Source organism: Antarctobacter albus (assembly GCF_900101505.1).
Classification (GTDB): domain Bacteria; phylum Pseudomonadota; class Alphaproteobacteria; order Rhodobacterales; family Rhodobacteraceae; genus Antarctobacter; species Antarctobacter albus.
Genome location: NZ_FMZI01000010.1, coordinates 89,869 through 109,363, shown reverse-complemented (window position 1 = coordinate 109,363; position 19,495 = coordinate 89,869). Strand labels below are relative to the sequence as shown.

Here is a 19,495-nt window from a genome sequence, read left to right as displayed (position 1 = left end):
GCCGCGATGCCTGCCCTACGTCTCAGCGCCAGCACCCAGGACCTGACCCGCGCCGCGCGCATCCTGGCAGAGGGCGGTCTTGTCGCCTTTCCCACCGAAACGGTCTACGGGCTGGGCGCCGATGCGCGGCAGGATCACGCCGTGGCCCGTATCTACAAGGCCAAAGAGCGCCCCGAGTTCAATCCGCTGATCGTGCATGTGGCCGACCTCGACGCCGCGAAAGACCTGGTGATCTGGTCCGAGGCCGCCCAGGCCCTGGCCGATGCCTTCTGGCCCGGCCCGCTGACACTGGTGCTGCCGCTGCGCGAGGGCGCGCATGTGTCGCGGCTGGTGACAGCCGGTCTCGACAGCCTGGCGGTTCGGATACCCGCCGCCCCGGTGGCGCAGAACCTTCTGCGCGCCTTCGGCGGGCCGGTCGCCGCACCATCGGCGAATCGCTCCGGTCAGATCAGCCCGACCCGCGCCGCCCACGTGCTCGAGGGGCTTGGCGACCGGATCGAGGCGGTGGTCGATGGCGGCCCCTGCGCCGTGGGGCTGGAATCGACGATCCTCGGCCTGACCGGCACGCCGCCCACGCTGCTGCGTCCCGGCGGCATCACCGAGGAAGCGCTGAACGAGGTCCTCGACACCCGCATCGCGCTTCGCCGCGAAACCGACGGCATCACCGCCCCGGGCCAGACCCGGTCGCATTACGCGCCGCGCGCACGGGTCCGCCTCAACGCGGTGGACTTCGAACCGGGCGAGGCCCGGCTGGGCTTCGGCACCGTGCCCTGCGACCTCAATCTCTCGCCCGGCGAGGATCTGACAGAGGCCGCCGCCAACCTGTTCGAATACCTGCATCGGCTCGATGCCACCGGCGCCGCGACAATCGCCATCTCCCCGATCCCGCACCTGGGCCTGGGCATCGCGATCAACGACCGGCTCAGCCGCGCCGCCGCCGAACGCTGACCCTTCCGAAGAGCCTGTTTCCCGGAGCCGCCTCTCGCTGATGCCGATCAGAGGCACAGGACCGGGGCCTGCAAGGGGGCGCAGCCCCGCGCCTTGCGCGGCTTGCCCTTGCGGGGCACGGGCTTGTGCCTCAGGCATCAATCAGAGAGAGGTGGATACGGGACACAGGCACGGGCCTGTTTGCTGGTGAGCCCTTGAAGCCGGCGCAACCTGCCACAAGGCCTCACGTTCCGGCATGGGCCAGCCGAGGGGTGGCGGGCGGGCGATGGGCGCAGCCCGAGTCCCGTCCGGCCCCCTCCCGATTCCTCAGGCCCGGCCGCCCGCGGAACTCAGCGCCAGGGCGGCCACGCCCAGCGTCTTCAGGGCGGCTTCCCACTTGTCCATGTCGGCCATCTCGAAGATCAGCTCGGGCGAGGCGTCACAGACCAGCCAGCCGTTCTCGGCAATCTCGCCTTCCAGCTGGCCCGCCGCCCAGCCGGCGTAGCCCAGCATCATCATCCATTTCTCCGGCCCCTCACCTCGGGCAAGGTCCTCGAGGATGTCCAGGGTCGCTGTCATGTGGATGTCGTCGCGCACCTCCAGCGTCGTCACGACCGAATGGTAATCCGGCGTGTGCAGCACGAATCCGCGCCCCATCTCGACCGGTCCGCCAAAATGCACCGACCGTTCGGACAGGTCCGACACCTGGTCGATGTCCAGCTGCGACAGCAGGGTCGGCATGTCCACGTCATTGCTGGGCTTGTTCACGATCAGCCCCATCGCGCCCTCGTCGGAATGGTCGCAGATGAAGACGACGCTGTGCTCGAACCGAGGATCCCCCATGCCCGGCATGGCGATCAGCAGATGCCCGGTCAGGTTGGTCTGTGGGGTTCCGGTCTCGGCTGCCATATGGCTCCCTTTCGCATTGCACGGGTTTACCATGACCGCCCGTGCGAGGACTGGCAAGACCGTCACATCTTCGTCAACTGATAGGCAGGGTCGCCGGAACGTGACTTTTCATTTCAGTCCGGAAGGGCCAAATCCAAGGACATGAAAAAGATCCTTGTGACGCTCCTGCTGATGCTGCTGCCCGGCCTTGCCGCCGCGCAATCCTATGACGACGTGGTCGAGGCGCAGATCCTGCCCGGGTGGCGCCTGCCCAATGGCGACCACATGGCCGCGCTGCACCTGAAGCTGGCCCCGGGATGGAAAACCTACTGGCGCTCACCCGGCGATGCGGGCATCCCGCCCCAGTTCGACTGGAGCGGCGCGCGCAACATGTCGGCCATCGGCGTCTACTGGCCCGCGCCGCACGTCTTCTGGCAGGAAAACATGCGGTCCGTCGGCTACAAGGGCGACGTGATCCTACCGCTCAGGATCCGCCCCAGCCAGCCCGGCAAGGATGCGCGCCTGGGCGGGGTGATCGACATCGGCATCTGCAAGGACGTCTGCCTGCCGCACCGCCTGCGCGTGTCCGCCAGCCTGCCCGCCGGTCAGACGAAACCCGACGCAAGGATCGCGGCCGCGATGGCCGACGTGCCCTTCGGGGCCGAGGACGCGGGCGTGACCGGCGTCTCCTGCCGCATCACGCCACAAGCCAAGGGCATGGGCCTGACCGTGTCGATTGCCATGCCGCGCGGCACCGGACGCGAGGAAACGGTGATCGAGACGTCGGACCCGAACCTCTGGGTCGCCGATCCCAGCACGTCGTGGCAGGGTGGGCGGCTGGTGGCGCAGACCCGCGTGACACATATGTCCGGCGGCGTCTTCGCGCTCGACCGTTCGGGCCTGCGGATCACCATCCTGGGCGGCACCATCCCGGTGGAACTGACCGGCTGCAGCGGCTGACCCGCAGGCCGGGAAAGCGGCGCAGGCCGGCGGTCAGGCGTCCGCCTTTGCCCGCGCTCCGCGTCGCCAGAGCATCACGATCCCGCCGCCCATGTAGATCGCCAGCGGCACCGCCACAGCCCCCAGCAGGAACAGCCCCAGCGCCGCGACCTCCGGCGACACACCGCCCAAGGCGGGCAGCCCCGGCATCAGCATACCCGTGACCCCGGTATATCCCAGCGTCGCCGCGAGCCATCCCAGTATTGCGATCAGCGCCGTGACCAGTACACCGCGCAGCCCCGCGCCCCGGAACTGCAACCCTTTCTTGAGCGCCGCGAACTGCTGTCCCATGTCGTGCTGGATCGCCACCAGCGCGGGCACGATCAGCAGCACCAGCACCACGCCGAATCCCAGCCCGTAGACCAATGTGATCACCGTGGGCTTGAGGAACTGTGCCTGCGACGAGGTTTCATACAGCAGCGGCGCAAGCCCCAGCACCGTTGTTGCCGTGGTCAAAAAGACCGCCCGCAATCGGTCCGAGGCCCCGTCGATGATCGAGGGGATCAGCCCGCGATCCTTGGCGTATTCGTCGATCTGCGTCACCAGAACGATGGAATCGTTGATGATGATCCCCGTCATCCCCAACAGCCCCACCACCGTGAACATGCTCAGCGGCACATCCCACAAGGCGTGGCCATAGATCGCTCCCACCAGCCCGAAGGGCACGATCGCCATGACCACGAAGGGCCGCGTCCAGCTGGCAAAGACCCAGGCCAGGACAAGGTAGATCCCCAACAGGACCATGATCAGCCCGTTGCGCGCATCGGTGAGAAAATCGCTTTCCTGCTCGGCCAGCCCGGCCAGGCGATAGTCCACCTGCCGCGTCTCGGCGATCTGCGGCAGGATCTCCTCGCGCAGCGCCTTGACGACCTCCTCGGCCCGCGCCGCATCATCCTCGGAGATGTCGCCGGTGACAGAGACCACGCGCAGCCCGTTTTCGCGGCGGATGGTGGAAAAGCCGGTGCGCCGTTCGACCCGCACGATATCGGCCAGCGGGACATAGGCACCGCCGGGCGTGCGCAGTTGCATCCGCTCCATGAAATCGGCGGTCAGTTCGCCCTCGGGCAGTTCCACGCGGATCTCGGCAGAGCGCGGCCCGTCGGGATAGGTCGCCGCCTCGATCCCGCCCAGCCGGTTGCGCAGCACGCGCCCCAGCCCGTCGATGTCAAAGCCCAGCGCCAGCCCCTGTGGCGTCAGCTCCAGGATCAATTCGTCCTTGTCGTAGGACAGGTTGTCCTCGACCGCCGAGACCTCGGGGAACCGCAGAACCGCCTCCTTGAGATCCTCTGCGGCGGATTTCAGCACCTCGGAGCTGGCGCCATAGAACTGCACGTCCAGGGAATCGCCCCCCGGCCCGCCACGCCAGCCGCGAAAGGAAATCGTCTCGGCCAGCGGGTGGCGTTCGACACGCTCCTGCAGCTCGCCCACGAAGGCGAACGAGGAATAGGGCCGCAGGTCGGCCTCGATCAGTTCGATGGATATGGCGCCCAGTTGCTCGGGGTCCTTGGTATCCGCACCGGGCAGCGACCGGCCCGCGTTGCCGCCGATCTCGGCCAGGACATAGTCCAGCGGGTTGCGGCCATAGCGGTCCTCGTATTCGCGGCCCAGCTCATCGGCGGCCTTCTGGAACAGGCGCATCTGTTCGATCGTGTCCGCCCGCGTGGCGGTAGGTGACATGGCAAAGTTGCCGGTGACGGACCCCTGTTCCGGCGAGTTGAAGAACCGCCAGGTGACATCGCCCCGGATCAAGGCGGTCACCTGCGTCGCCAGCGCCACGACCAGAAGCGCAAAGACCACATAGCGCCCGGCCACGATCCCGCGCATGAAGGGGCGGAACAGGCGCTCGCGGATCCAGCGGAAGCCGCGGTTGACCAGGATCGAAGCCATGTCGATCCCGCCGTCGGACAGCATCCGCAGCACCGGCGCGCGTTCGTCCCGGGGCATGACCACAAGGCGCAGCGCAATGGCCGCCGCCACGAGCAGCGCCAGTCCCCCGGCCAGCACCGGCAATTGCCCCCAGATCTCCCCCCGCAGGTCCACGGCGGCGCCTTGCGCCGTCGTGATCGCCCCCGGCACGGCGCCGGCCAGCCCCCAGAGCGCCGCAACAACACCCGGCAACGCCAGCACCGCGAGTGTCAGCAACGCCACCGCCAGGACGGCGACCAGAGTCACCCCGACAACGCCCAGCCCCACGCGCCACCACCGCGTGCCGCGCTGCACGCGCGGCTTCAGCGCATGGGCCATGTGATTGGGCAGGATCAAGAAACATTCCACCAGCGAGGCGATCAGTACCACGATCACGGTGAAGGGAATGTCCGAGATCATGTCGCCGAACCGCCCGCCGATGGCGGTCAGGCCGAAGAAGGCGATGACGGTGGTGATCGTCGCCGAAAACACCGGCAGCGCCATGCGCCGCGCCGCGTTCTCGGCAGCATCGAACGGCCCCTGCCCCCGGCGCGCCAGATGGTCGGCATGTTCACCCACGACGATGGCGTCGTCCACCACGATGCCCAGCGTGATGATCAGCGCGAACAGAGAGATCATGTTGATCGTCAGCCCCGCCACGTACATCAGCGCGATGGCAGACAAGAGCGCCGTGGGGATGCCCGCCGCCACCCAGAAGGCCGTGCGCGTGTTCAGGAACAGGAACAGCAACATGACCACCAGCACCAGTCCCGTCACCGCGTTGTCGATCAGGATGTTCAGCCGCCCGGTGATGTATTCCGACCGGGTACGGATTAGGTCGATCTTGACACCTTCGGGCAACACGGCGGTCAGCTCGGCGGCGACCTCTTCGACCGTGGCCTGGATGCCGATGGCATCGCCCTCGGCAGAGCGGTCCACCCGGATCGAGATCGCCCGGTTCTCGCCCACGAAATAGCTGCGTTCGCGGTCGATGCCCTCGACCCGGATCAGCGCCACGTCGCCCACCGTCAGGCTGGAGCCGTCCGGGTTAGACCGCAGCACGATATCCGCTATGGCATCGGAAGAGCGTTTCTCGATCCCCGTACGCACCCGCGCGCCAGCCCCCGCCACGTCGCCCGCAGGGTCTGCCTGCACCTCGGCGGCAATGGCGTCGGCGATCTCGCGCATGGTCACGTCGTGGGCGATGAGATTCTGCACCGGCACCTCGATCACCGTCTGGGGTGCCGCGAGGCCCCGGATCGTGGTCTGTGTCACGCCCTCCGCAAAGAGCCGCACCACCAGTTCGTCGGCAAACCGCGCCAGCTGATCGACGCCCACCGGCCCGGTGATCACAAGGTCCGTCACCCGGTCGCGCCAGCCGCCGCGCCGCACGCTGGGCTCATCCGCGTCCTCGGGCAGCGTCGTGATCGCGTCGACCGCCTGTTGCACGTCATCGGCGGCGCGCGCGATGTCCCAGCCGGGCTCAAACTCCAGCTCGATGGCGGCCCGCCCCTCTCGGGACACGGCGCTGGAGGCGATTACCCCCTCGACCGCCAGCAGCGCCGGTTCAAGCACCTGCACGATGGCCGCGTCCACATCTTCGGCCCCCGCCCCGTCCCAGCGGACCGAGACGTCGATCTCGTCGATGATGATATCGGGAAAGAACTGCGCCCGCATGTTGGGCACCGCGAGGATACCGGCCGCCAGCATGATCACCAGCAGCAGGTTGGCCACCGTGGGGTGGCGTACGAAATAGCCGAAGATCCCGCCAGCGGCAGAGGGAAGCGCCCGTGCCATGCCTCAGCCCCCCATCCGGGATTCGATGCGCTCGACAATCTCGGCGGGCACTTCCTTTTGCGCCAGTTGTGCCAGGATGCGGGTCCTCACCGCCTCGGGCATCTGCGTGTTGGCCTCTATGAAGGCGACCAGCCGGGCGCGCCGGTCTTCGCTGAGTTCCAGCATGGCCTCGGGTTTCGGCGCAGCGCCGGTGCGCAGCGGCTTGACCTTGATGCCCTCGCCCAAGAGCGGCGTGCGTTCGGTCACGACCTCGCGCCCCTGAAGGCCCCGCCCGCGGATCAGCACGTCATCGCCCTGGCGCCGCATCACCTCGACCACCACCGTCTCAAGCCTGTCTTCGGCCCCAACGACCAGGACCTCGCCACCGGCGTTCACCGCCGTGGCGGGCAGACGGGCCACCCGCTCCAGCGGCGGCTCCTCGATCCGAACGGTGACGAAATCCCCCGGCTTGAAGCCGCGCGGCGCGTCCAGCACCGCGAACAGCCGCCGCCCGGTCTGGCCCTCGCCCACGGCGGCGCTGTCCCGGGTGATCCGGCCCGCGGCGGTGATATTGGTGCCGAAGACATCCAGCGCCACGCTCACCGGCGCCTGCCGCAGCCGTCCGTCCCCGTCCAGCAGCCGCGCGTATTGCTGGGTCGAGACACGGAACGACACCTCCAGCGCCTGCAGGTCCACCAGCTGCGCCAGCTGTTCATTGGCAGAGACCAGCCGACCGGACACCACCGTAACATCCGACAGCGTGCCCGCGAACGCGGCCCGGATCTGGGTGTCGTCCAGCCGTCTCTCGGCCTCGTCCCGCGCGATTTCCGACCGGCGCAACTGGGTCGCGGCCTGGTCGATACGAGCCTCGGCGGTGGCCACCGCTTGGCGCCGGGTCAGCACCGACTGCCGCTCGCTGGCCAGCGCCAGTTCCGCGCTTTCCACCGCCGCCGCCGTGCCGACGTTGCGATCCAGCAGGTCACGCTGGCGCCGCAGCGCGGTTTCGCGCAGCACCACCTGCTCTTCGGCAGCAACCAGCTCATCTTTTGCGATGACCAGGGCACGTTCGGCCTCGCGCACCTCGGCCCGCGCATCCAGCAGGTCGTTTTCGGCCCGGTCCAGCGCGGCCTCGGCATCCGCCGGGTCGATCCGCGCCAACAGCTGCCCGGCCTCGACCTGCCCACCCTCGACAAATTCCGGGTCCAGTTCCACCACCGCGCCAGAGGCCGCCGCGCGCAGCTCCAGCGTCCGGCGGCTCTGCACCTCACCGAAAGAGGTCAGCACCGGCGTGACCGTTTCGAACGCCACCGGCACCACGTTGACCGCAAAGACCCGCTCGCGCGCCTGGGGCACACGGGCCTCTTCGGCCATACGCGCCTCGACGGCATCGCGCACCATGATCCCGGCAAACCCCAGCAACCCCAGGGTCAGCGACAACAGGAACAGCCCCGTCAGGCTCTTTCGCAAAAAGCGCATCTTTCAAACTCCGCGGTGCACCCTTCTGAAATAGAAGCGCGGGGATGCATTCAAACCCCGGGGAGTTATACGCAGCTCGCGATCACTTCCGTCGCTGATGTTCGTCCAGGCGCGGAAAAATCTCGACAAAGTTGCAGGGGCGGTGCCGATAATCCAGCTGCAGCCCCAGGATCTCGTCCCAGGCGTCCTTGCAGGCCCCCGTGCTGCCCGGCAGCGCAAACAGGTAGGTGCCCCCGGCAACGCCGCCCGTGGCGCGGCTCTGCACCGCGGAAGTCCCTATTTTCTTGAAGGAAACCATCGTGAAGACCGTCCCGAAGGCATCGATCTCCTTTTCGTAGACATCCCTGTGCGCCTCGACCGTCACGTCGCGCCCGGTCAGCCCCGTCCCCCCGGTCGAGATCACCACGTCGACCTCCGGGTCGGCGATCCAGCCGCGCAGCTTGTCCGCGATCAGCGCGCGCTCGTCCTTCACGATCGCGCGATCGGCCAGGACATGGCCCGCGTCGGTCAACCGCTGCACCAGCGTGTCGCCGGATCTGTCATCCTCCAGCCCGCGCGTGTCCGACACGGTCAGGATGGCGATTCGGACCGGGATGAACTCCTTGGATTCGTCGATACGGCTCATGATGTCCTCACAGGTTGAACCAGTTTGGCCCAGGCCCGAGGTTCACCACGCGGCTGTCCCCGATCCGGCCTTCCTGGCCCCAGCAATCATGCACATGGCCACAAACCGCAAGCGCGGGTTGCAGCCGGGCGATGGCGTCGCGGATCGCGGTCGAACCGACCGACGCACCGCGCGAGGTGACATCCGCAATTCCCTTGGGCGGCGAATGGGTGATCAACAGGTCGGCGCCGGTGCAGCGGTCCAGCATCTCCGCCGCCTGGTTCTCAGTCAGGTCGAAGGACCAGTCGCCAAAGGGCGTCACCGGAATGCCGCCGCCAAGGCCGAAAAGCCGCAGGCCCTCCACCTCGACCCCGTCGCCATGCAGCACGGTTGTCCCCGACAAGGCGGCGGCGCGCAGCTCCTCGGCCGTCTCGCTGTTGCCCGGCACCACCACCATCGGCGCCGGCACGCCCTCCAGCAGCGACATGGCCTCGTCCAGGCCTTCGCGCACATGGCAAAAATCTCCGGCGCCGATCACCAGGTCGGCCTCGCCGCTCGCCTCCACCAAGGCCCGCGCATGGCGGCGCGACAGGTGCAGGTCGGAAAAGGCCAGCACCCGCATCAGACCGCCAGACGCACCGCCAGCCCGCCAAAGAGCGTGGCACAGGTGTAACGCAATGCGCGTTCCGTGCGCGTCCCGCCCTCCAGCCGCCGCCGCAGACGCCCCGCGAACTGGCCGACAAGCCCGTTCACCGTGACGCCGCCAATCGACATCAGCAGGCCATAGACCAGGAACTGCGGAAGGACCGCCTTCGCCGGGTCGATGAACTGCGGCACGAAGGCCAGCACGAAGAGAATGTATTTCGGATTGGTGATATTGACGACAAAGCCCTGCCGAAAGGCCTGCGCGGGCGCCAGGGGCGGAGCATCACTGCCCGCGATGGGCGTGCGCAACGTCTTCCAGGCGATCCAGGCCAGGTAGGCCGCCCCCGCCCAGCGGATCACGTCAAAGGCCCCTGGCAAGGCGGCGACCAGCGCCCCCAGCCCCAGCCCCGCCAACAGCACATGCACCATGCCGCCCAGCGCCACGCCGCTGGAGGCCGCCCAGCCACAGCGCGCGCCCCCGCGCAGCCCCTGCGCCAGGCAGAACATCATGTCCGGCCCCGGCGTCACGTTCAGCGCCAGCCCGGCGGGAATGAAAGCCAGCAACAGAATCGGGTCGACGATCATTCCAGTGCCCTCAGTTTTGCCTTCAGCGACAGCATGTCCGCCCAGGCCTCGCGTTTCGCCTGCGGATTGCGCAGCAGGTAGGCGGGATGCAGCATCGGCAGCGCCGGGCGCTCCGCCGCCTCGACCCATGTCCCGCGCAGCCGCGTGATCCCCCGCCTGCCCAGCAGAGCCTGGCAGGATGTATTGCCCATGATCACCAGCAGATCGGGATCGGCCAGGGCAATGTGCCGGTGCAGGAAGGGCAGCAACATGGCAATCTCGTCAGGCTTCGGGTCACGGTTCTGCGGTGGCCGCCAGGGCAGGACATTGGTGATATAGACCGATTCGGCGCGGCTCAGCCCCACCGCCGCCAGCATCCGGTCCAGCAATTGTCCGGCCCGCCCGACAAAGGGTTTGCCCTGCAGGTCCTCGTCCCGCCCCGGCGCCTCGCCCACCAGCATCACCCGCGCCCCCGCCACGCCATCGGCAAAGACCAGGTTGCGCGCGCCGCGCTTGAGCGAGCAATGTTCATAGCTCGCCAGCGCATCCCGCAGCGCCCCCAGGTCCGCCGCGCCAGAGGCCAGCTTGCCCGCCTCCGCCACCGGATCGACCTCGGGCGCCTTGACCGGTGCCGCGCCGCGCCCGCCCCCGGGCGCCGCCGCCCGCGCCGCGTGCTGCGCCTTCAGCGCCTCCTGCTCGGCCTCATGGGCGGCAAAACGGTCGACGGGCGCGTCGAGCATCGCCTCGTCCACCCCCATCTCCAGCTGCCATTCCAGAAGCGCCTTCGCGGCGTACCAGTCCATGTTCTCCATGTCCGTCACCCTAGCCCCCGCCGGGGGCAAAGAAAATCGCCCCTGTTTCTTCTTGGCGAAAATACCCCCACGCAACATCGCCACGCGGCGCGCCCTCGGGCCTGCCGGGGGCCTTGCCCCGCAAGGGCACCCTACATAAAAGGTCCAGAACGCCACCGAGGGACCCGAATGCGCTTCGACCACCGCCATCTGCTGGGGATCGAGCCCCTGCGCCCGGACGAGATCACCACGATCCTCGACCTCTCCGATCAATATGTCGATTTCAACCGCCGCCGCGACAAGCACGCCAATGCGCTGGCCGGGCTGACCCAGATCAACATGTTCTTCGAGAATTCCACCCGCACCCAGGCCAGTTTCGAACTGGCGGGCAAACGGCTGGGCGCGGACGTGATGAACATGGCGATGCAGGCCAGCAGCATCAAGAAGGGCGAAACCCTGATCGACACCGCCATGACTCTGAACGCCATGCACCCCGATCTGCTGGTGGTGCGCCACCCGCATTCCGGCGCGGTCGATCTCCTGGCGCAAAAGGTCAACTGCGCGGTGCTGAACGCCGGGGACGGGCGGCACGAACATCCCACCCAGGCACTGCTGGACGCGCTGACCATCCGCCGGGCAAAGGGGCGGCTGCACCGGCTCTCCATCGCCATCTGCGGCGACATCGCCCATTCCCGCGTGGCGCGGTCCAACCTGCTGCTGCTGCACAAGATGGAAAACCGCATCCGCCTGATCGGCCCGCCGACCCTGATGCCCTCGGGCATCGACGCCTTTGGCGTCGAGGTCTTCGACGACATGCGCGAGGGGCTGAAGGACGTGGACGTGGTCATGATGCTGCGCCTTCAAAAGGAACGCATGGACGGCGGCTTCATCCCCTCGGAACGCGAGTACTACCACCGCTACGGGCTGGATGCCGAAAAGCTGAGCCACGCCAGGGAAGACGCCATCGTCATGCACCCCGGCCCGATGAACCGCGGGGTCGAGATCGACGGCACCCTGGCCGATGACATCAACCGCAGCGTGATCCAGGACCAGGTGGAAATGGGTGTCGCCGTACGCATGGCGGCGATGGACCTATTGGCCCGCAACCTGCGCGCCCGCCCGACCGAGGTGATGACATGACCAGGGTGCAGGTCAACGGGTCTGACCGCACAACGCTTTACCTCACCCATCTCGACCTGCCCCCCGAGGCGGTCGAGCGTTTCACCCAGATGGCGGGTACGGGTGAATGGCCGCTGAAATACGCGCTTGGCGCAACGCGCCTGCGCGAAAGCTTTGTCGACGTGATTTCGATCCGCGACCTGGGCGAAATGACGCTCTCGCAGTATCTCTCGGCGGCCTACGACGTGCCTGCCCGCGCGCTGGAAAAGGACCGCGCACGCATCGACGCACTCAAGGGGCATGCGGTGGTGCTGCCGCCGCAGGCCTTTGACGGCACCTCGCAGGAGCTGACCATCGCGCCGCCGCTGACCCTCGTTGGCAGCTACGGCGAGGCGCGCCCCACCGCAGGCGGCGCCAACCCGGTATCCAGGGCGGCCCGGGGCCAGGGTGGCGCACAGCCCGCCGCGCGACGTAGCAGCGGCAACTCGCCCCTTCTGAAACTCATCCTCGCCGCCGTCGCGCTGATCCTGGCGCTGGTGCTCTGGCTGGCGCTGGTATGAGATGGGAGGCGTGAGATGAACGTGCAGGACCAGGCCCCACAAAGCGGGTGGGAGGGGCTGCTCGACCCGGGCGAGACGATCCTCTGGCAGGGCCGTCCCGGTGCCCGCATCCGGCTGGGCATCGGCGATATCCTCCTCATGGTCTTCGGCACGTTTTTTGCCGGTTTCGCGCTGGTCTGGATGGCGCTGGTCTCCGGCGTGGGCGGGCTGTTCTGGGTCTTCGGCATGATCCATTTCATGGTCGGCCTCGGGATCATCTGCTGGCCGCTTCTGGGCCGCCCCTACCTGCGCCGTCACACCTGGTACACGCTGACAGACACCCGCGCCTTCATCGCCACCGAACTGCCGTTGAAGGGAAAGCAGCTGAAAAGCTACGCGATCACCCCGGACAACCAGCTGACGCTGGAGGATGGCACCCCGGGCTCGGTGATTTTTGCCTCGGAATGGCGGCGCGGCAAAAAGGGCAGCTACGAGACCCGCATCGGCTTTCATGACATCGACGAGGCGCGCAAGGTCTACGGGTTGATGCGCGGCATCCAGCGGGGCCGGACATGACCTTCACTCCCGACCGCGCCACCTATATCCGCACCCATTGGATCATGGCCGCCATTGCAATGGCGCTTGGCATGGCGATCCTCTGGGCGCTCGGCAACGCGCATGTCTGGACCGGCGCCATCGGCGGGCTGGCCGCCGTCGCCCTGCGCGGCTGGTACCTGATGGACGAGGAACTGGGCCACGCCTGGCGGCTGGAGGATGGCGTACTTGCAGGCCCCGGCGAGCGCCGCGTGCCCCTGGACCAGGTCGAGAAGATCCGCGCCATCGGTGCCGCCGTCCAGATCGTCACGAAAACCGGCGACAAGCACCTGATCAAGTTCCAGGCCGATCCGCAGGCAACCATCGCCCGGATCGAGGCCGCCCGCCCGAGAGGCCAAGAATGACCCAGACCCTGATCCACAACGCCCGCCTGATCGACCCCGAAGCCGGGGAGATTACCCCCGGCGCGCTCCTGATCGAAAGCGGAAAGATTACCGAAATCTTAACGCAAGACACTGATTTTGAAGGCATGTTTCGCGCGCGAAACATCCAGCCGGATCGGGTCGACGCGGGCAATGCCTTCCTGGCGCCCGGCATCGTCGACATCGGGGTGAAGGTCTGCGAACCCGGCGAGCGGCACAAGGAAAGCTATGGCAGCGCCGGTCAGGCGGCGGCGGCGGGCGGGGTGACCACGATGGTCACGCGCCCCGACACGCAGCCCTGCATCGACACGCCGGAAACGCTGGAATTCATCCGCCGCCGCGCGATCGAGGAAACGCCGGTCAACGTCCTGCCGATGGCGGCGCTGACCAAGGGCCGGCAGGGCCGCGAGATGACGGAGTTCGGCTTCCTGCTGGATGCCGGGGCCGTGGCCTTTACCGATTGCAACAACGTGGTCCGCGACACCAAGGTGCTCAGCCGGGCGATGACCTATGCCCGCTCGCTGAATGCGCTGGTCGTCGGCCACCCGCAGGATCCGGGCCTGTCGCAGGGTGCCGCCGCGACAAGCGGAAAATTCGCAAGCCTGCGGGGGCTGCCCTCGGTCTCTCCGATGGCGGAGCGCATGGGGCTGGACCGTGACATCGCCCTGGTCGAGATGACGGGCGTGCGCTACCACGCGGACAAGATCACCACCACCCGCGCCCTGCCCGCACTGGAACGCGCCAAGGCCAACGGCTTTGACGTCACAGCCGGGGTGTCCATCCATCACCTGACCCTGAACGAGATGGACGTGGCCGACTATCGCACCTTCTTCAAGGTCACGCCGCCGCTGCGCTCCGAGGAAGACAGGCAGGCGGTGGTCGAGGCGGTGCGCACCGGGCTGATCGACATCATCGGCAGCTATCACAGCCCGCAGGACGAAGAGAGCAAGCGCCTGCCCTTCGAAGAGGCCGCCAGCGGCGCCGTGGGGCTGGAAACCATGCTGCCGGTGCTCTTGCGGCTTTACCACGGTGGCGAACTGGATCTGCCGACGCTGTTCCGCGCCCTGTCGCTGAACCCTGCGAAACGGCTGGGGCTGGATTGCGGACGGATCGCAGCGGGGGCGCCCGCCGACCTGGTCATGTTCGACGCGGACAAGCCCATCGTGCTGGACCGGTTCAAGCTGCGCTCGAAATCCAAGAACACGCCCTTTGACGGCGCCCGCCTGCAAGGCCGGGTCTTGGGCACATGGGTCGGCGGCACGCGGGTGTTCGAGGCATGAGCGGCCTGGTGATCCTCTGGGCCGCGCTTGGCTACCTGCTGGGGTCGATCCCCTTTGGCGTGCTGATCACCCGGGCGATGAACCTGGGCGACCTGCGCCAGATCGGGTCGGGCAACATCGGCGCGACCAACGTGCTGCGCACCGGCAACAAGGGGGCGGCGCTGGCGACCCTGCTGCTGGACGGCGGCAAGGGGGCGGCGGCGGTGCTGATTGCCCGCGCCTTCGAGGCGGACAGCATCGCTGTGCAGGCGGCGGGTGTCGCGGCCTTTTTCGGCCATTGCTTTCCGGTCTGGCTGCGCTTCAAGGGCGGCAAGGGGGTGGCGACCTTCCTTGGCCTGATGCTGGCACTGGCCTGGCCGATCGGCCTGTTGTGCTGCGCCACATGGGCGGCGGCGGCCTACCTGTCGCGCATTTCCTCGGTGGGGGCGCTGGCCGCCTCGGCGGGGGCGCCGGTCTGGATGCTCGTCACCGGACGCGCGGACCTGCTGGTCAGCGGGGTCCTGCTGGCGGCGCTGGTCTGGTGGCGGCACTCGGCCAACCTCGCCCGGCTGCGCGCCGGGACGGAACCGAAGATCGGCCAGAAATAGGCGTTCAGGGCAGGACCTCGATCCGCGCATCCACCAGCCCGGGTTCCGCGCCACGGTCCAGGCGGAAGCCCGCGAAACGATAGCCCCAGACCGGCTCGACCTGCGTCAGCCAGCCGATCAGCACGTCGAAGCTGACCGCCTCGAACCGCATTTCGATCCCGCCGCCCTGCCGCGCCGACAGCGTGGCGACATTGCCGGACAGGCCTGCCCCCTCAAGGCTGCGCTGCACCGCGGCCAGCCCGATCGGTTCTGCCGGTCCCGGCCCGGCGGCCGAGCGCAGCAACCGGGCATCCTCGGCCCGCGCCGCGACCCAGGCATTCAGCGCACGGGCCTCTTCCAGAGCCGCGACAGAGGCCGCGCGCCGTTCCGCCAGCGGCCAGAGCAGCCCGACCCCGGCGCCCAGCAGCAGCACCAGCGCCATGACCCCCAGCAACAGCCGTTCGCGCCCCGTCAGGCGCAAGAGATGTTCCACCATGCGCCCGGTCATCCGCCCTGCTCCGGTTCCCGGATCGTCAGGTCGGCGATAACGCCCCCCACTCCGCCCAGGCGCGCGTCGCGCACGGTGATCCGCAGCCCTTCGGCGGCGAGGCTGTCGACCAGCGCATCGACCGCCGCGAAATCGCCCATCTCCAGCACCAGTTGCAGCCCCTCCTCCGGCGCCCAGGCCACGGTGTCCAGACGCGCCCCCGCACCGGACAGGACCGGCGCCGCCCCGGCAAAGAGATCCAGCGGAGAACTGTCCCCGCTGCGAGCGCGCAGCGCGCGGCGCTGCTCGGCCAACGCACGGGCGATCTGCACCCGCATGTCGAGGATCGGCCCGGAGGTGACAAATTCGGCCCGCGTCAGCTCCATCGCGCGGGCGGTCAGTGCGGCGGTCTCCGCCTCGGTGGCACGGATCACGGCGATCTGCGCCGCAGCCCAGAGTCCGGCGGCCACGGCCCCGGTCAGGACCGGCCAGCGCCAGGCCGAGAGCTGTCGGCGCAGCCGCCCGCGTGCGGCCTGCGGATCAGCCCGCAGGTCCAGCCCGGTTTCCCCGCGCGAGAAGGCGCGCAGGTCCGCCCGCTTGTCCGGCGCCCCCGCAACCACGGGAATATCCCGCGCGGCAAGCCAGGCCTCGAACTCCGGCAAGGGCGGGCCATAGCGGTGGACACGCTCCGGAGCACCGTCCCGCGCGATGATCGCCTCGGCCTGCAGACAGAGCGCAGCCTCGGTGGTGGTCACGCCATCCGCCGGGCCAAAGCGCGCGCGCAGCCGGTCGGGTGTTCCCGCAACGGTCCAGCATGTATTGTCGACCGGCAGTGCCAGGTAGTCGGGCAGCACCGCGACACAGCCCTTGCCCACCTGTCCGCGCCAGCGCTCCAGCGCCGCGCGGTCCACCACCAGGACGCGGGTCCAGCCCTCGGCATTGCCGTCCAGCGCAAAGGGCCGCATCTGCAACGCGCCGGCCTCTGGCCCCAGCAGGTCCGCCAGTTGCCGCTGTGCCACCTGTTCGCGCGCAACACCGCGCAACCGGTCCGGCAGGTCCAGCGTGACCAGCGGCACCGCCTCGCCCGGCACAAGCGCGACGTACCGCCCGCGCGGAACGGGACCACCGACAGGCGCGGTGGCCAGGCCGGGGTCGTCCGGCGGTAAGGGAAACTCTGCCAAATCAGCCATCCGGCAAACGATAATCGACCCGCACCCCGACGGGAAGCGGCTGGCGGTACAAGACCGTGCGCCGCGACAGGCGCCGCCCCTCGAAGTCAACCGTGGCGCGGGCCATGAACCAGTCGCTGCCCACGGTCAGCCGCGTGTCGTCGACCTCGGCCGCCGTTGCGGGCGGAAGGGCCAGCAAAAGGTCCGAGACTGAACCGAATGGCCTGCGCTGACGCGCCGCCACCAACGCCCGCGCCTGCGCGCCGGTCAGCTGTGGCAGCCAGGCGGCCAGCACCTCGGGCGGGGCGGTGTTCACGTTCAGCCGCGTGTCGCTGGGCAGGGCCGCGATCAGCGGCGACAGGCGGGCGAATTGCCGGTCCGTCAGGCCGGGAATGGCCCGGAGCTGGGCGGGGTCCTTGATCGGGCCGCCCCTTGGCCGCATCGCGGCATAGGCCGCCGCATCGGCCGGGCCGCCGGGGGAGAGGAAATCCCGGATCGCGCGGCCCGTCTCCTGTGGCAGGCCAAGCCCGCCCAGCAGCCGTACAAATGCCTCATGCGCCTGCACGTCCTCTGGCACCGCCAGCCAGTTGACGTTGAACCGCCCCTGCAGGTCCGCGATCCCGCCGCTGACCCGCGCCCGATCCAGTTCGGCATCCCGGATCGGCTGGGCCCAGGCCTCTTGCGCGTGGTCGGCGGGGCCGGGATCACCCTGAAGCAGCGAAATCGCCAGCGTGTCGACCCCGTCCAGATAGGCCTCTGCCTGCGCGGCCCCCTGCCAGGCGCGCTGCCGTTCGACGCTGTGCCCGGCGCGCACCAGCAGCACCGTCGCTGCGGCCGCCAGCGCCCCCACCAGCACCAGCGCATTGACCAGGACCGATCCGCGCGTCGCACTCATGGCAGCGCCTCCAGCAGGCGGATCTCTCCAAGCCCGTCGAGGTTGAAGGTCAATTCGACTGCGCTTGGCAGGACATCGGAATAGAGATTGGCGACGCGGGCAAAGGTGCGATCCTCGTCCAGGGCATCCGGAGCGTCGGCTGCGGGACCGACCAGCCCGCCGCCTGCCCCCTCGACCCACCCCTGCCCCTCCCAGTAGCTGCGCAGGCGAACGCTCTCGACCCCGGTCAGGAACACCCGGTCGGGGCTGCGCTGCGCGGCACTGGCGGGGGCAGACACCGGCCAGGACGCGCGCGACAGTCCGCCGGTCGCCCGGTCATATCGCCATTCGACCCGCTGGAAAGGCGCGGTTGTGCCGTCCAGCGCCGAAACCGTCAGAGCCAGGACGCTCCCATTGAAGGTGAGCGCCGATTGCGGGGGGCCGTCCGGGGCGTGAAAGAGCATCGGCGCGGCGCGGTCCAGATCGCTGCGCAACAGGGCCAATGTGACCGCCAGCGCCCGGTCCCGGTCATCCCGTCCACCCAACGCGTCGCGGGTGCGGATGGTGCCGTTCAAGGTCTGCATGCCCATCACCGCGACCAGCGAGAACAGCGCCATCGCGACAACCAGTTCGATCAGCGTCAGCCCGCGCGTGCCCTTCATCGCGGCGCCCCTCCGCCGGGCAGGAAAGTGACAAGCGTCGCCCCCGGCCCCTCGGACGATGTCACCGTGATGTCGGCGCGGATCAGCCCGGCCGCGGTGGCGCGGCGGCGGGTTTCGACGCGAAACAGGTAGGGGCCAAGGGTCACGGTGTCGGGCAGGTCCACGGCACCGGGCAGGCGCAGCGCCTCGGCCCGGTTTTCCGCCGCCAGTTGCGCCAGAACGCGCGGCGCTGCCCCACCAAGGACAAGCCGCGCCTGTCCCGTGGCCTTGAGCGTGGCCATCGTGCCCAGCGACAGGATGGCGATGGCGATCACCAGCTCCAGCAGGGTCAGGCCCCTTGTGGTTCGGCCTAGTCGGGGACGCATGTCAGCCTGCTCCATCCATCGCTGGCACAGCGCCAGACCTCCCCCCCGCCCGAGAAGGTCAGCGCAAAGGCGCTGGTCCCGCCATCGGCGTGCAGCCTTATGCGCGGCGTGCCTGCGGGCATCGGCGTCGAAGAGACCAGCCGCGCCTGCCCCCGCCAGTCAAAGAGCCTCCGCGTCTCGTCCCAGCCGTCGGTAGTGCGCCGGGACAGGGTCAGGCCACGCGGCGTGATCTCCAGCCCCTGTTCCTGCCGTGCCAGGATCGCCAGCGCCCAGCTTTGGTCGAACGTCCGCTGGAACCGCTGCGCGTCGCGTTCGGCGCCGGGCACCGCCGCCCCCGTCGACAGGCCGACGCCCACTGCCAGCACGGCCAGCACGGCGACCGAGACCATCAGCTCCAGCAGGCTGAACCCCGCGTCGCCGGATCTCAGCCCCCCGTCCACGAGCCTATGTCCGCATCCGCCCCGGTGCCGCCCGGCACGCCGTCGGCGCCATAGGTGAAGACGTCGAAATCGCCGTGCACACCCGGTTGCAGGTACTGGTAGGGTCGGCCCCAGGGGTCCTGCGGCACGCGGTCCATGTAGCCGCCCGAGGCCCAGTTGGCCGGCACGGGATCCGACGAGGGGCGGCTGACCAGCGCCGCCAGCCCCTGGTCCGTGGTCGGATAGCGAAAGTTGTCCAGCCGGTAGAGATTGATCGCCGCCTGGATCGCCCCGATGTCCGATTGCGCACGGGCGGCACGGGCCTGGTCGGGCCGGTCGATGACGCGTGGCACGATGACCAGCGCGAGGATCGACAGGATGACAACCACCACCATGAGTTCGAGCAGGGAAAAGCCCGCGTCGGCGGGACGGCGCGGCGCGGCCTGTGAAGTATCGCTCATAT

The 19,495-nt window shown here is 68.8% G+C and carries 22 protein-coding genes; 8 read left to right on the top strand and 14 right to left on the bottom strand.

Features of this window, described 5'->3' with window-relative positions; translation table 11 throughout:
- The first annotated feature begins 6 nt into the window (after positions 1-6).
- Positions 7-948 carry an L-threonylcarbamoyladenylate synthase gene (locus tag BLQ71_RS17590; protein ID WP_043141617.1) on the top strand — a complete coding sequence of 314 codons (942 nt, stop codon included), beginning with the start codon at positions 7-9 and terminating at the stop codon, positions 946-948.
- 306 nt (positions 949-1,254) lie between these two features.
- On the opposite strand, the gene BLQ71_RS17585 is transcribed toward BLQ71_RS17590, so the two are convergent.
- Positions 1,255-1,836, bottom strand: coding sequence for a YqgE/AlgH family protein (locus BLQ71_RS17585; protein WP_043141615.1), 582 nt, complete (start codon positions 1,834-1,836; stop codon positions 1,255-1,257).
- A 141-nt stretch (positions 1,837-1,977) separates the two neighbouring features.
- Between BLQ71_RS17585 and BLQ71_RS17580 the strand changes: the two genes are divergently transcribed.
- Complete coding sequence (locus BLQ71_RS17580; protein ID WP_074622638.1) at positions 1,978-2,775, top strand: protein-disulfide reductase DsbD domain-containing protein; 798 nt, start codon at positions 1,978-1,980, stop codon at positions 2,773-2,775.
- A 33-nt stretch (positions 2,776-2,808) separates the two neighbouring features.
- On the opposite strand, the gene BLQ71_RS17575 is transcribed toward BLQ71_RS17580, so the two are convergent.
- The 6 genes from BLQ71_RS17575 to BLQ71_RS17550 form a co-directional block, all read right to left on the bottom strand.
- Entirely contained in the window at positions 2,809-6,516 is a 3,708-nt protein-coding gene (locus tag BLQ71_RS17575) for an efflux RND transporter permease subunit (RefSeq protein ID WP_074622637.1), read from the bottom strand.
- 3 nt (positions 6,517-6,519) lie between these two features.
- A complete protein-coding gene (locus tag BLQ71_RS17570; protein WP_074622636.1) occupies positions 6,520-7,971 on the bottom strand; it encodes an efflux RND transporter periplasmic adaptor subunit in 1,452 nt (483 codons plus the stop codon).
- Between the two features lie 82 nt (positions 7,972-8,053).
- Entirely contained in the window at positions 8,054-8,596 is a 543-nt protein-coding gene (moaB, locus tag BLQ71_RS17565) for a molybdenum cofactor biosynthesis protein B (protein ID WP_074622635.1), read from the bottom strand.
- Between the two features lie 7 nt (positions 8,597-8,603).
- Positions 8,604-9,197, bottom strand: a complete 594-nt coding sequence (locus BLQ71_RS17560; RefSeq protein WP_074622634.1) for a metallophosphoesterase family protein — start codon at positions 9,195-9,197, stop codon at positions 8,604-8,606.
- On the bottom strand, positions 9,197-9,805 hold the full coding sequence (locus tag BLQ71_RS17555) for a LysE family translocator (RefSeq protein ID WP_074622633.1): 609 nt from the start codon (positions 9,803-9,805) through the stop codon (positions 9,197-9,199). Before BLQ71_RS17555 ends, BLQ71_RS17560 begins: the two co-directional genes overlap by 1 nt.
- Positions 9,802-10,596 carry a uracil-DNA glycosylase gene (locus tag BLQ71_RS17550; RefSeq protein ID WP_074622632.1) on the bottom strand — a complete coding sequence of 265 codons (795 nt, stop codon included), beginning with the start codon at positions 10,594-10,596 and terminating at the stop codon, positions 9,802-9,804. Before BLQ71_RS17550 ends, BLQ71_RS17555 begins: the two co-directional genes overlap by 4 nt.
- A 168-nt stretch (positions 10,597-10,764) precedes the next feature.
- Between BLQ71_RS17550 and BLQ71_RS17545 the strand changes: the two genes are divergently transcribed.
- Genes BLQ71_RS17545 through plsY form a run of 6 tightly spaced genes read left to right on the top strand, consistent with a single transcriptional unit; the run spans position 10,765 to position 15,077 of the window.
- On the top strand, positions 10,765-11,715 hold the full coding sequence (locus BLQ71_RS17545; protein ID WP_069209369.1) for an aspartate carbamoyltransferase catalytic subunit: 951 nt from the start codon (positions 10,765-10,767) through the stop codon (positions 11,713-11,715).
- On the top strand, positions 11,712-12,254 hold the full coding sequence (locus BLQ71_RS17540) for an aspartate carbamoyltransferase catalytic subunit (protein ID WP_074622631.1): 543 nt from the start codon (positions 11,712-11,714) through the stop codon (positions 12,252-12,254). Before BLQ71_RS17545 ends, BLQ71_RS17540 begins: the two co-directional genes overlap by 4 nt.
- 15 nt (positions 12,255-12,269) lie before the next feature.
- The gene (locus tag BLQ71_RS17535) at positions 12,270-12,809 is read left to right on the top strand and encodes a hypothetical protein (RefSeq protein ID WP_074622630.1); all 540 of its coding nucleotides are present in this window, start codon (positions 12,270-12,272) and stop codon (positions 12,807-12,809) included.
- On the top strand, positions 12,806-13,192 hold the full coding sequence (locus BLQ71_RS17530; RefSeq protein WP_043141585.1) for a hypothetical protein: 387 nt from the start codon (positions 12,806-12,808) through the stop codon (positions 13,190-13,192). Before BLQ71_RS17535 ends, BLQ71_RS17530 begins: the two co-directional genes overlap by 4 nt.
- Complete coding sequence (gene pyrC, locus BLQ71_RS17525; RefSeq protein WP_074622629.1) at positions 13,189-14,490, top strand: dihydroorotase; 1,302 nt, start codon at positions 13,189-13,191, stop codon at positions 14,488-14,490. The genes BLQ71_RS17530 and pyrC overlap by 4 nt, the downstream gene beginning before the upstream one ends.
- Positions 14,487-15,077: a glycerol-3-phosphate 1-O-acyltransferase PlsY gene (plsY, locus tag BLQ71_RS17520; RefSeq protein ID WP_074622628.1), complete on the top strand. Its 591-nt coding sequence runs from the start codon at positions 14,487-14,489 to the stop codon at positions 15,075-15,077. The genes pyrC and plsY overlap by 4 nt, the downstream gene beginning before the upstream one ends.
- A 4-nt stretch (positions 15,078-15,081) precedes the next feature.
- On the opposite strand, the gene BLQ71_RS17515 is transcribed toward plsY, so the two are convergent.
- Genes BLQ71_RS17515 through gspG form a run of 7 tightly spaced genes read right to left on the bottom strand, consistent with a single transcriptional unit; the run spans position 15,082 to position 19,493 of the window.
- The gene (locus BLQ71_RS17515) at positions 15,082-15,564 is read right to left on the bottom strand and encodes a type II secretion system protein M (protein WP_074622627.1); all 483 of its coding nucleotides are present in this window, start codon (positions 15,562-15,564) and stop codon (positions 15,082-15,084) included.
- On the bottom strand, positions 15,561-16,724 hold the full coding sequence (gene gspL, locus BLQ71_RS26070; RefSeq protein WP_074622626.1) for a type II secretion system protein GspL: 1,164 nt from the start codon (positions 16,722-16,724) through the stop codon (positions 15,561-15,563). Before gspL ends, BLQ71_RS17515 begins: the two co-directional genes overlap by 4 nt.
- Position 16,725: 1 nt before the next feature.
- Positions 16,726-17,607 (bottom strand): type II secretion system minor pseudopilin GspK, encoded by an 882-nt coding sequence (gspK, locus tag BLQ71_RS17505; RefSeq protein WP_043141574.1) that lies wholly within the window; start codon positions 17,605-17,607, stop codon positions 16,726-16,728.
- Positions 17,604-18,248, bottom strand: a complete 645-nt coding sequence (locus BLQ71_RS17500) for a type II secretion system protein GspJ (protein WP_074622625.1) — start codon at positions 18,246-18,248, stop codon at positions 17,604-17,606. The genes gspK and BLQ71_RS17500 overlap by 4 nt, the downstream gene beginning before the upstream one ends.
- Entirely contained in the window at positions 18,245-18,613 is a 369-nt protein-coding gene (locus tag BLQ71_RS17495) for a type II secretion system protein (RefSeq protein WP_162846279.1), read from the bottom strand. The genes BLQ71_RS17500 and BLQ71_RS17495 overlap by 4 nt, the downstream gene beginning before the upstream one ends.
- Positions 18,598-19,053, bottom strand: coding sequence for a prepilin-type N-terminal cleavage/methylation domain-containing protein (locus tag BLQ71_RS17490; RefSeq protein WP_074622623.1), 456 nt, complete (start codon positions 19,051-19,053; stop codon positions 18,598-18,600). The genes BLQ71_RS17495 and BLQ71_RS17490 overlap by 16 nt, the downstream gene beginning before the upstream one ends.
- On the bottom strand, positions 19,038-19,493 hold the full coding sequence (gspG, locus tag BLQ71_RS17485) for a type II secretion system major pseudopilin GspG (protein WP_074622622.1): 456 nt from the start codon (positions 19,491-19,493) through the stop codon (positions 19,038-19,040). Before gspG ends, BLQ71_RS17490 begins: the two co-directional genes overlap by 16 nt.
- Positions 19,494-19,495 lie beyond the last annotated feature (2 nt).

Excerpts from the sequence above, each read along its gene's own strand:
- BLQ71_RS17590 (WP_043141617.1), top strand. The coding sequence starts at position 7 with ATGCCTGCCCTACGTCTCAGCGCCAGCACCCAGGACCTGACCCGCGCC.
- BLQ71_RS17585 (WP_043141615.1), bottom strand. The coding sequence starts at position 1,836 with ATGGCAGCCGAGACCGGAACCCCACAGACCAACCTGACCGGGCATCTG.
- BLQ71_RS17580 (WP_074622638.1), top strand. The coding sequence starts at position 1,978 with ATGAAAAAGATCCTTGTGACGCTCCTGCTGATGCTGCTGCCCGGCCTT.
- BLQ71_RS17575 (WP_074622637.1), bottom strand. The coding sequence starts at position 6,516 with ATGGCACGGGCGCTTCCCTCTGCCGCTGGCGGGATCTTCGGCTATTTC.
- BLQ71_RS17570 (WP_074622636.1), bottom strand. The coding sequence starts at position 7,971 with ATGCGCTTTTTGCGAAAGAGCCTGACGGGGCTGTTCCTGTTGTCGCTG.
- moaB (WP_074622635.1), bottom strand. The coding sequence starts at position 8,596 with ATGAGCCGTATCGACGAATCCAAGGAGTTCATCCCGGTCCGAATCGCC.
- BLQ71_RS17560 (WP_074622634.1), bottom strand. The coding sequence starts at position 9,197 with ATGCGGGTGCTGGCCTTTTCCGACCTGCACCTGTCGCGCCGCCATGCG.
- BLQ71_RS17555 (WP_074622633.1), bottom strand. The coding sequence starts at position 9,805 with ATGATCGTCGACCCGATTCTGTTGCTGGCTTTCATTCCCGCCGGGCTG.
- BLQ71_RS17550 (WP_074622632.1), bottom strand. The coding sequence starts at position 10,596 with ATGGAGAACATGGACTGGTACGCCGCGAAGGCGCTTCTGGAATGGCAG.
- BLQ71_RS17545 (WP_069209369.1), top strand. The coding sequence starts at position 10,765 with ATGCGCTTCGACCACCGCCATCTGCTGGGGATCGAGCCCCTGCGCCCG.
- BLQ71_RS17540 (WP_074622631.1), top strand. The coding sequence starts at position 11,712 with ATGACCAGGGTGCAGGTCAACGGGTCTGACCGCACAACGCTTTACCTC.
- BLQ71_RS17535 (WP_074622630.1), top strand. The coding sequence starts at position 12,270 with ATGAACGTGCAGGACCAGGCCCCACAAAGCGGGTGGGAGGGGCTGCTC.
- BLQ71_RS17530 (WP_043141585.1), top strand. The coding sequence starts at position 12,806 with ATGACCTTCACTCCCGACCGCGCCACCTATATCCGCACCCATTGGATC.
- pyrC (WP_074622629.1), top strand. The coding sequence starts at position 13,189 with ATGACCCAGACCCTGATCCACAACGCCCGCCTGATCGACCCCGAAGCC.
- plsY (WP_074622628.1), top strand. The coding sequence starts at position 14,487 with ATGAGCGGCCTGGTGATCCTCTGGGCCGCGCTTGGCTACCTGCTGGGG.
- BLQ71_RS17515 (WP_074622627.1), bottom strand. The coding sequence starts at position 15,564 with ATGACCGGGCGCATGGTGGAACATCTCTTGCGCCTGACGGGGCGCGAA.
- gspK (WP_043141574.1), bottom strand. The coding sequence starts at position 17,607 with ATGAGTGCGACGCGCGGATCGGTCCTGGTCAATGCGCTGGTGCTGGTG.
- BLQ71_RS17500 (WP_074622625.1), bottom strand. The coding sequence starts at position 18,248 with ATGAAGGGCACGCGCGGGCTGACGCTGATCGAACTGGTTGTCGCGATG.
- BLQ71_RS17495 (WP_162846279.1), bottom strand. The coding sequence starts at position 18,613 with ATGCGTCCCCGACTAGGCCGAACCACAAGGGGCCTGACCCTGCTGGAG.
- gspG (WP_074622622.1), bottom strand. The coding sequence starts at position 19,493 with ATGAGCGATACTTCACAGGCCGCGCCGCGCCGTCCCGCCGACGCGGGC.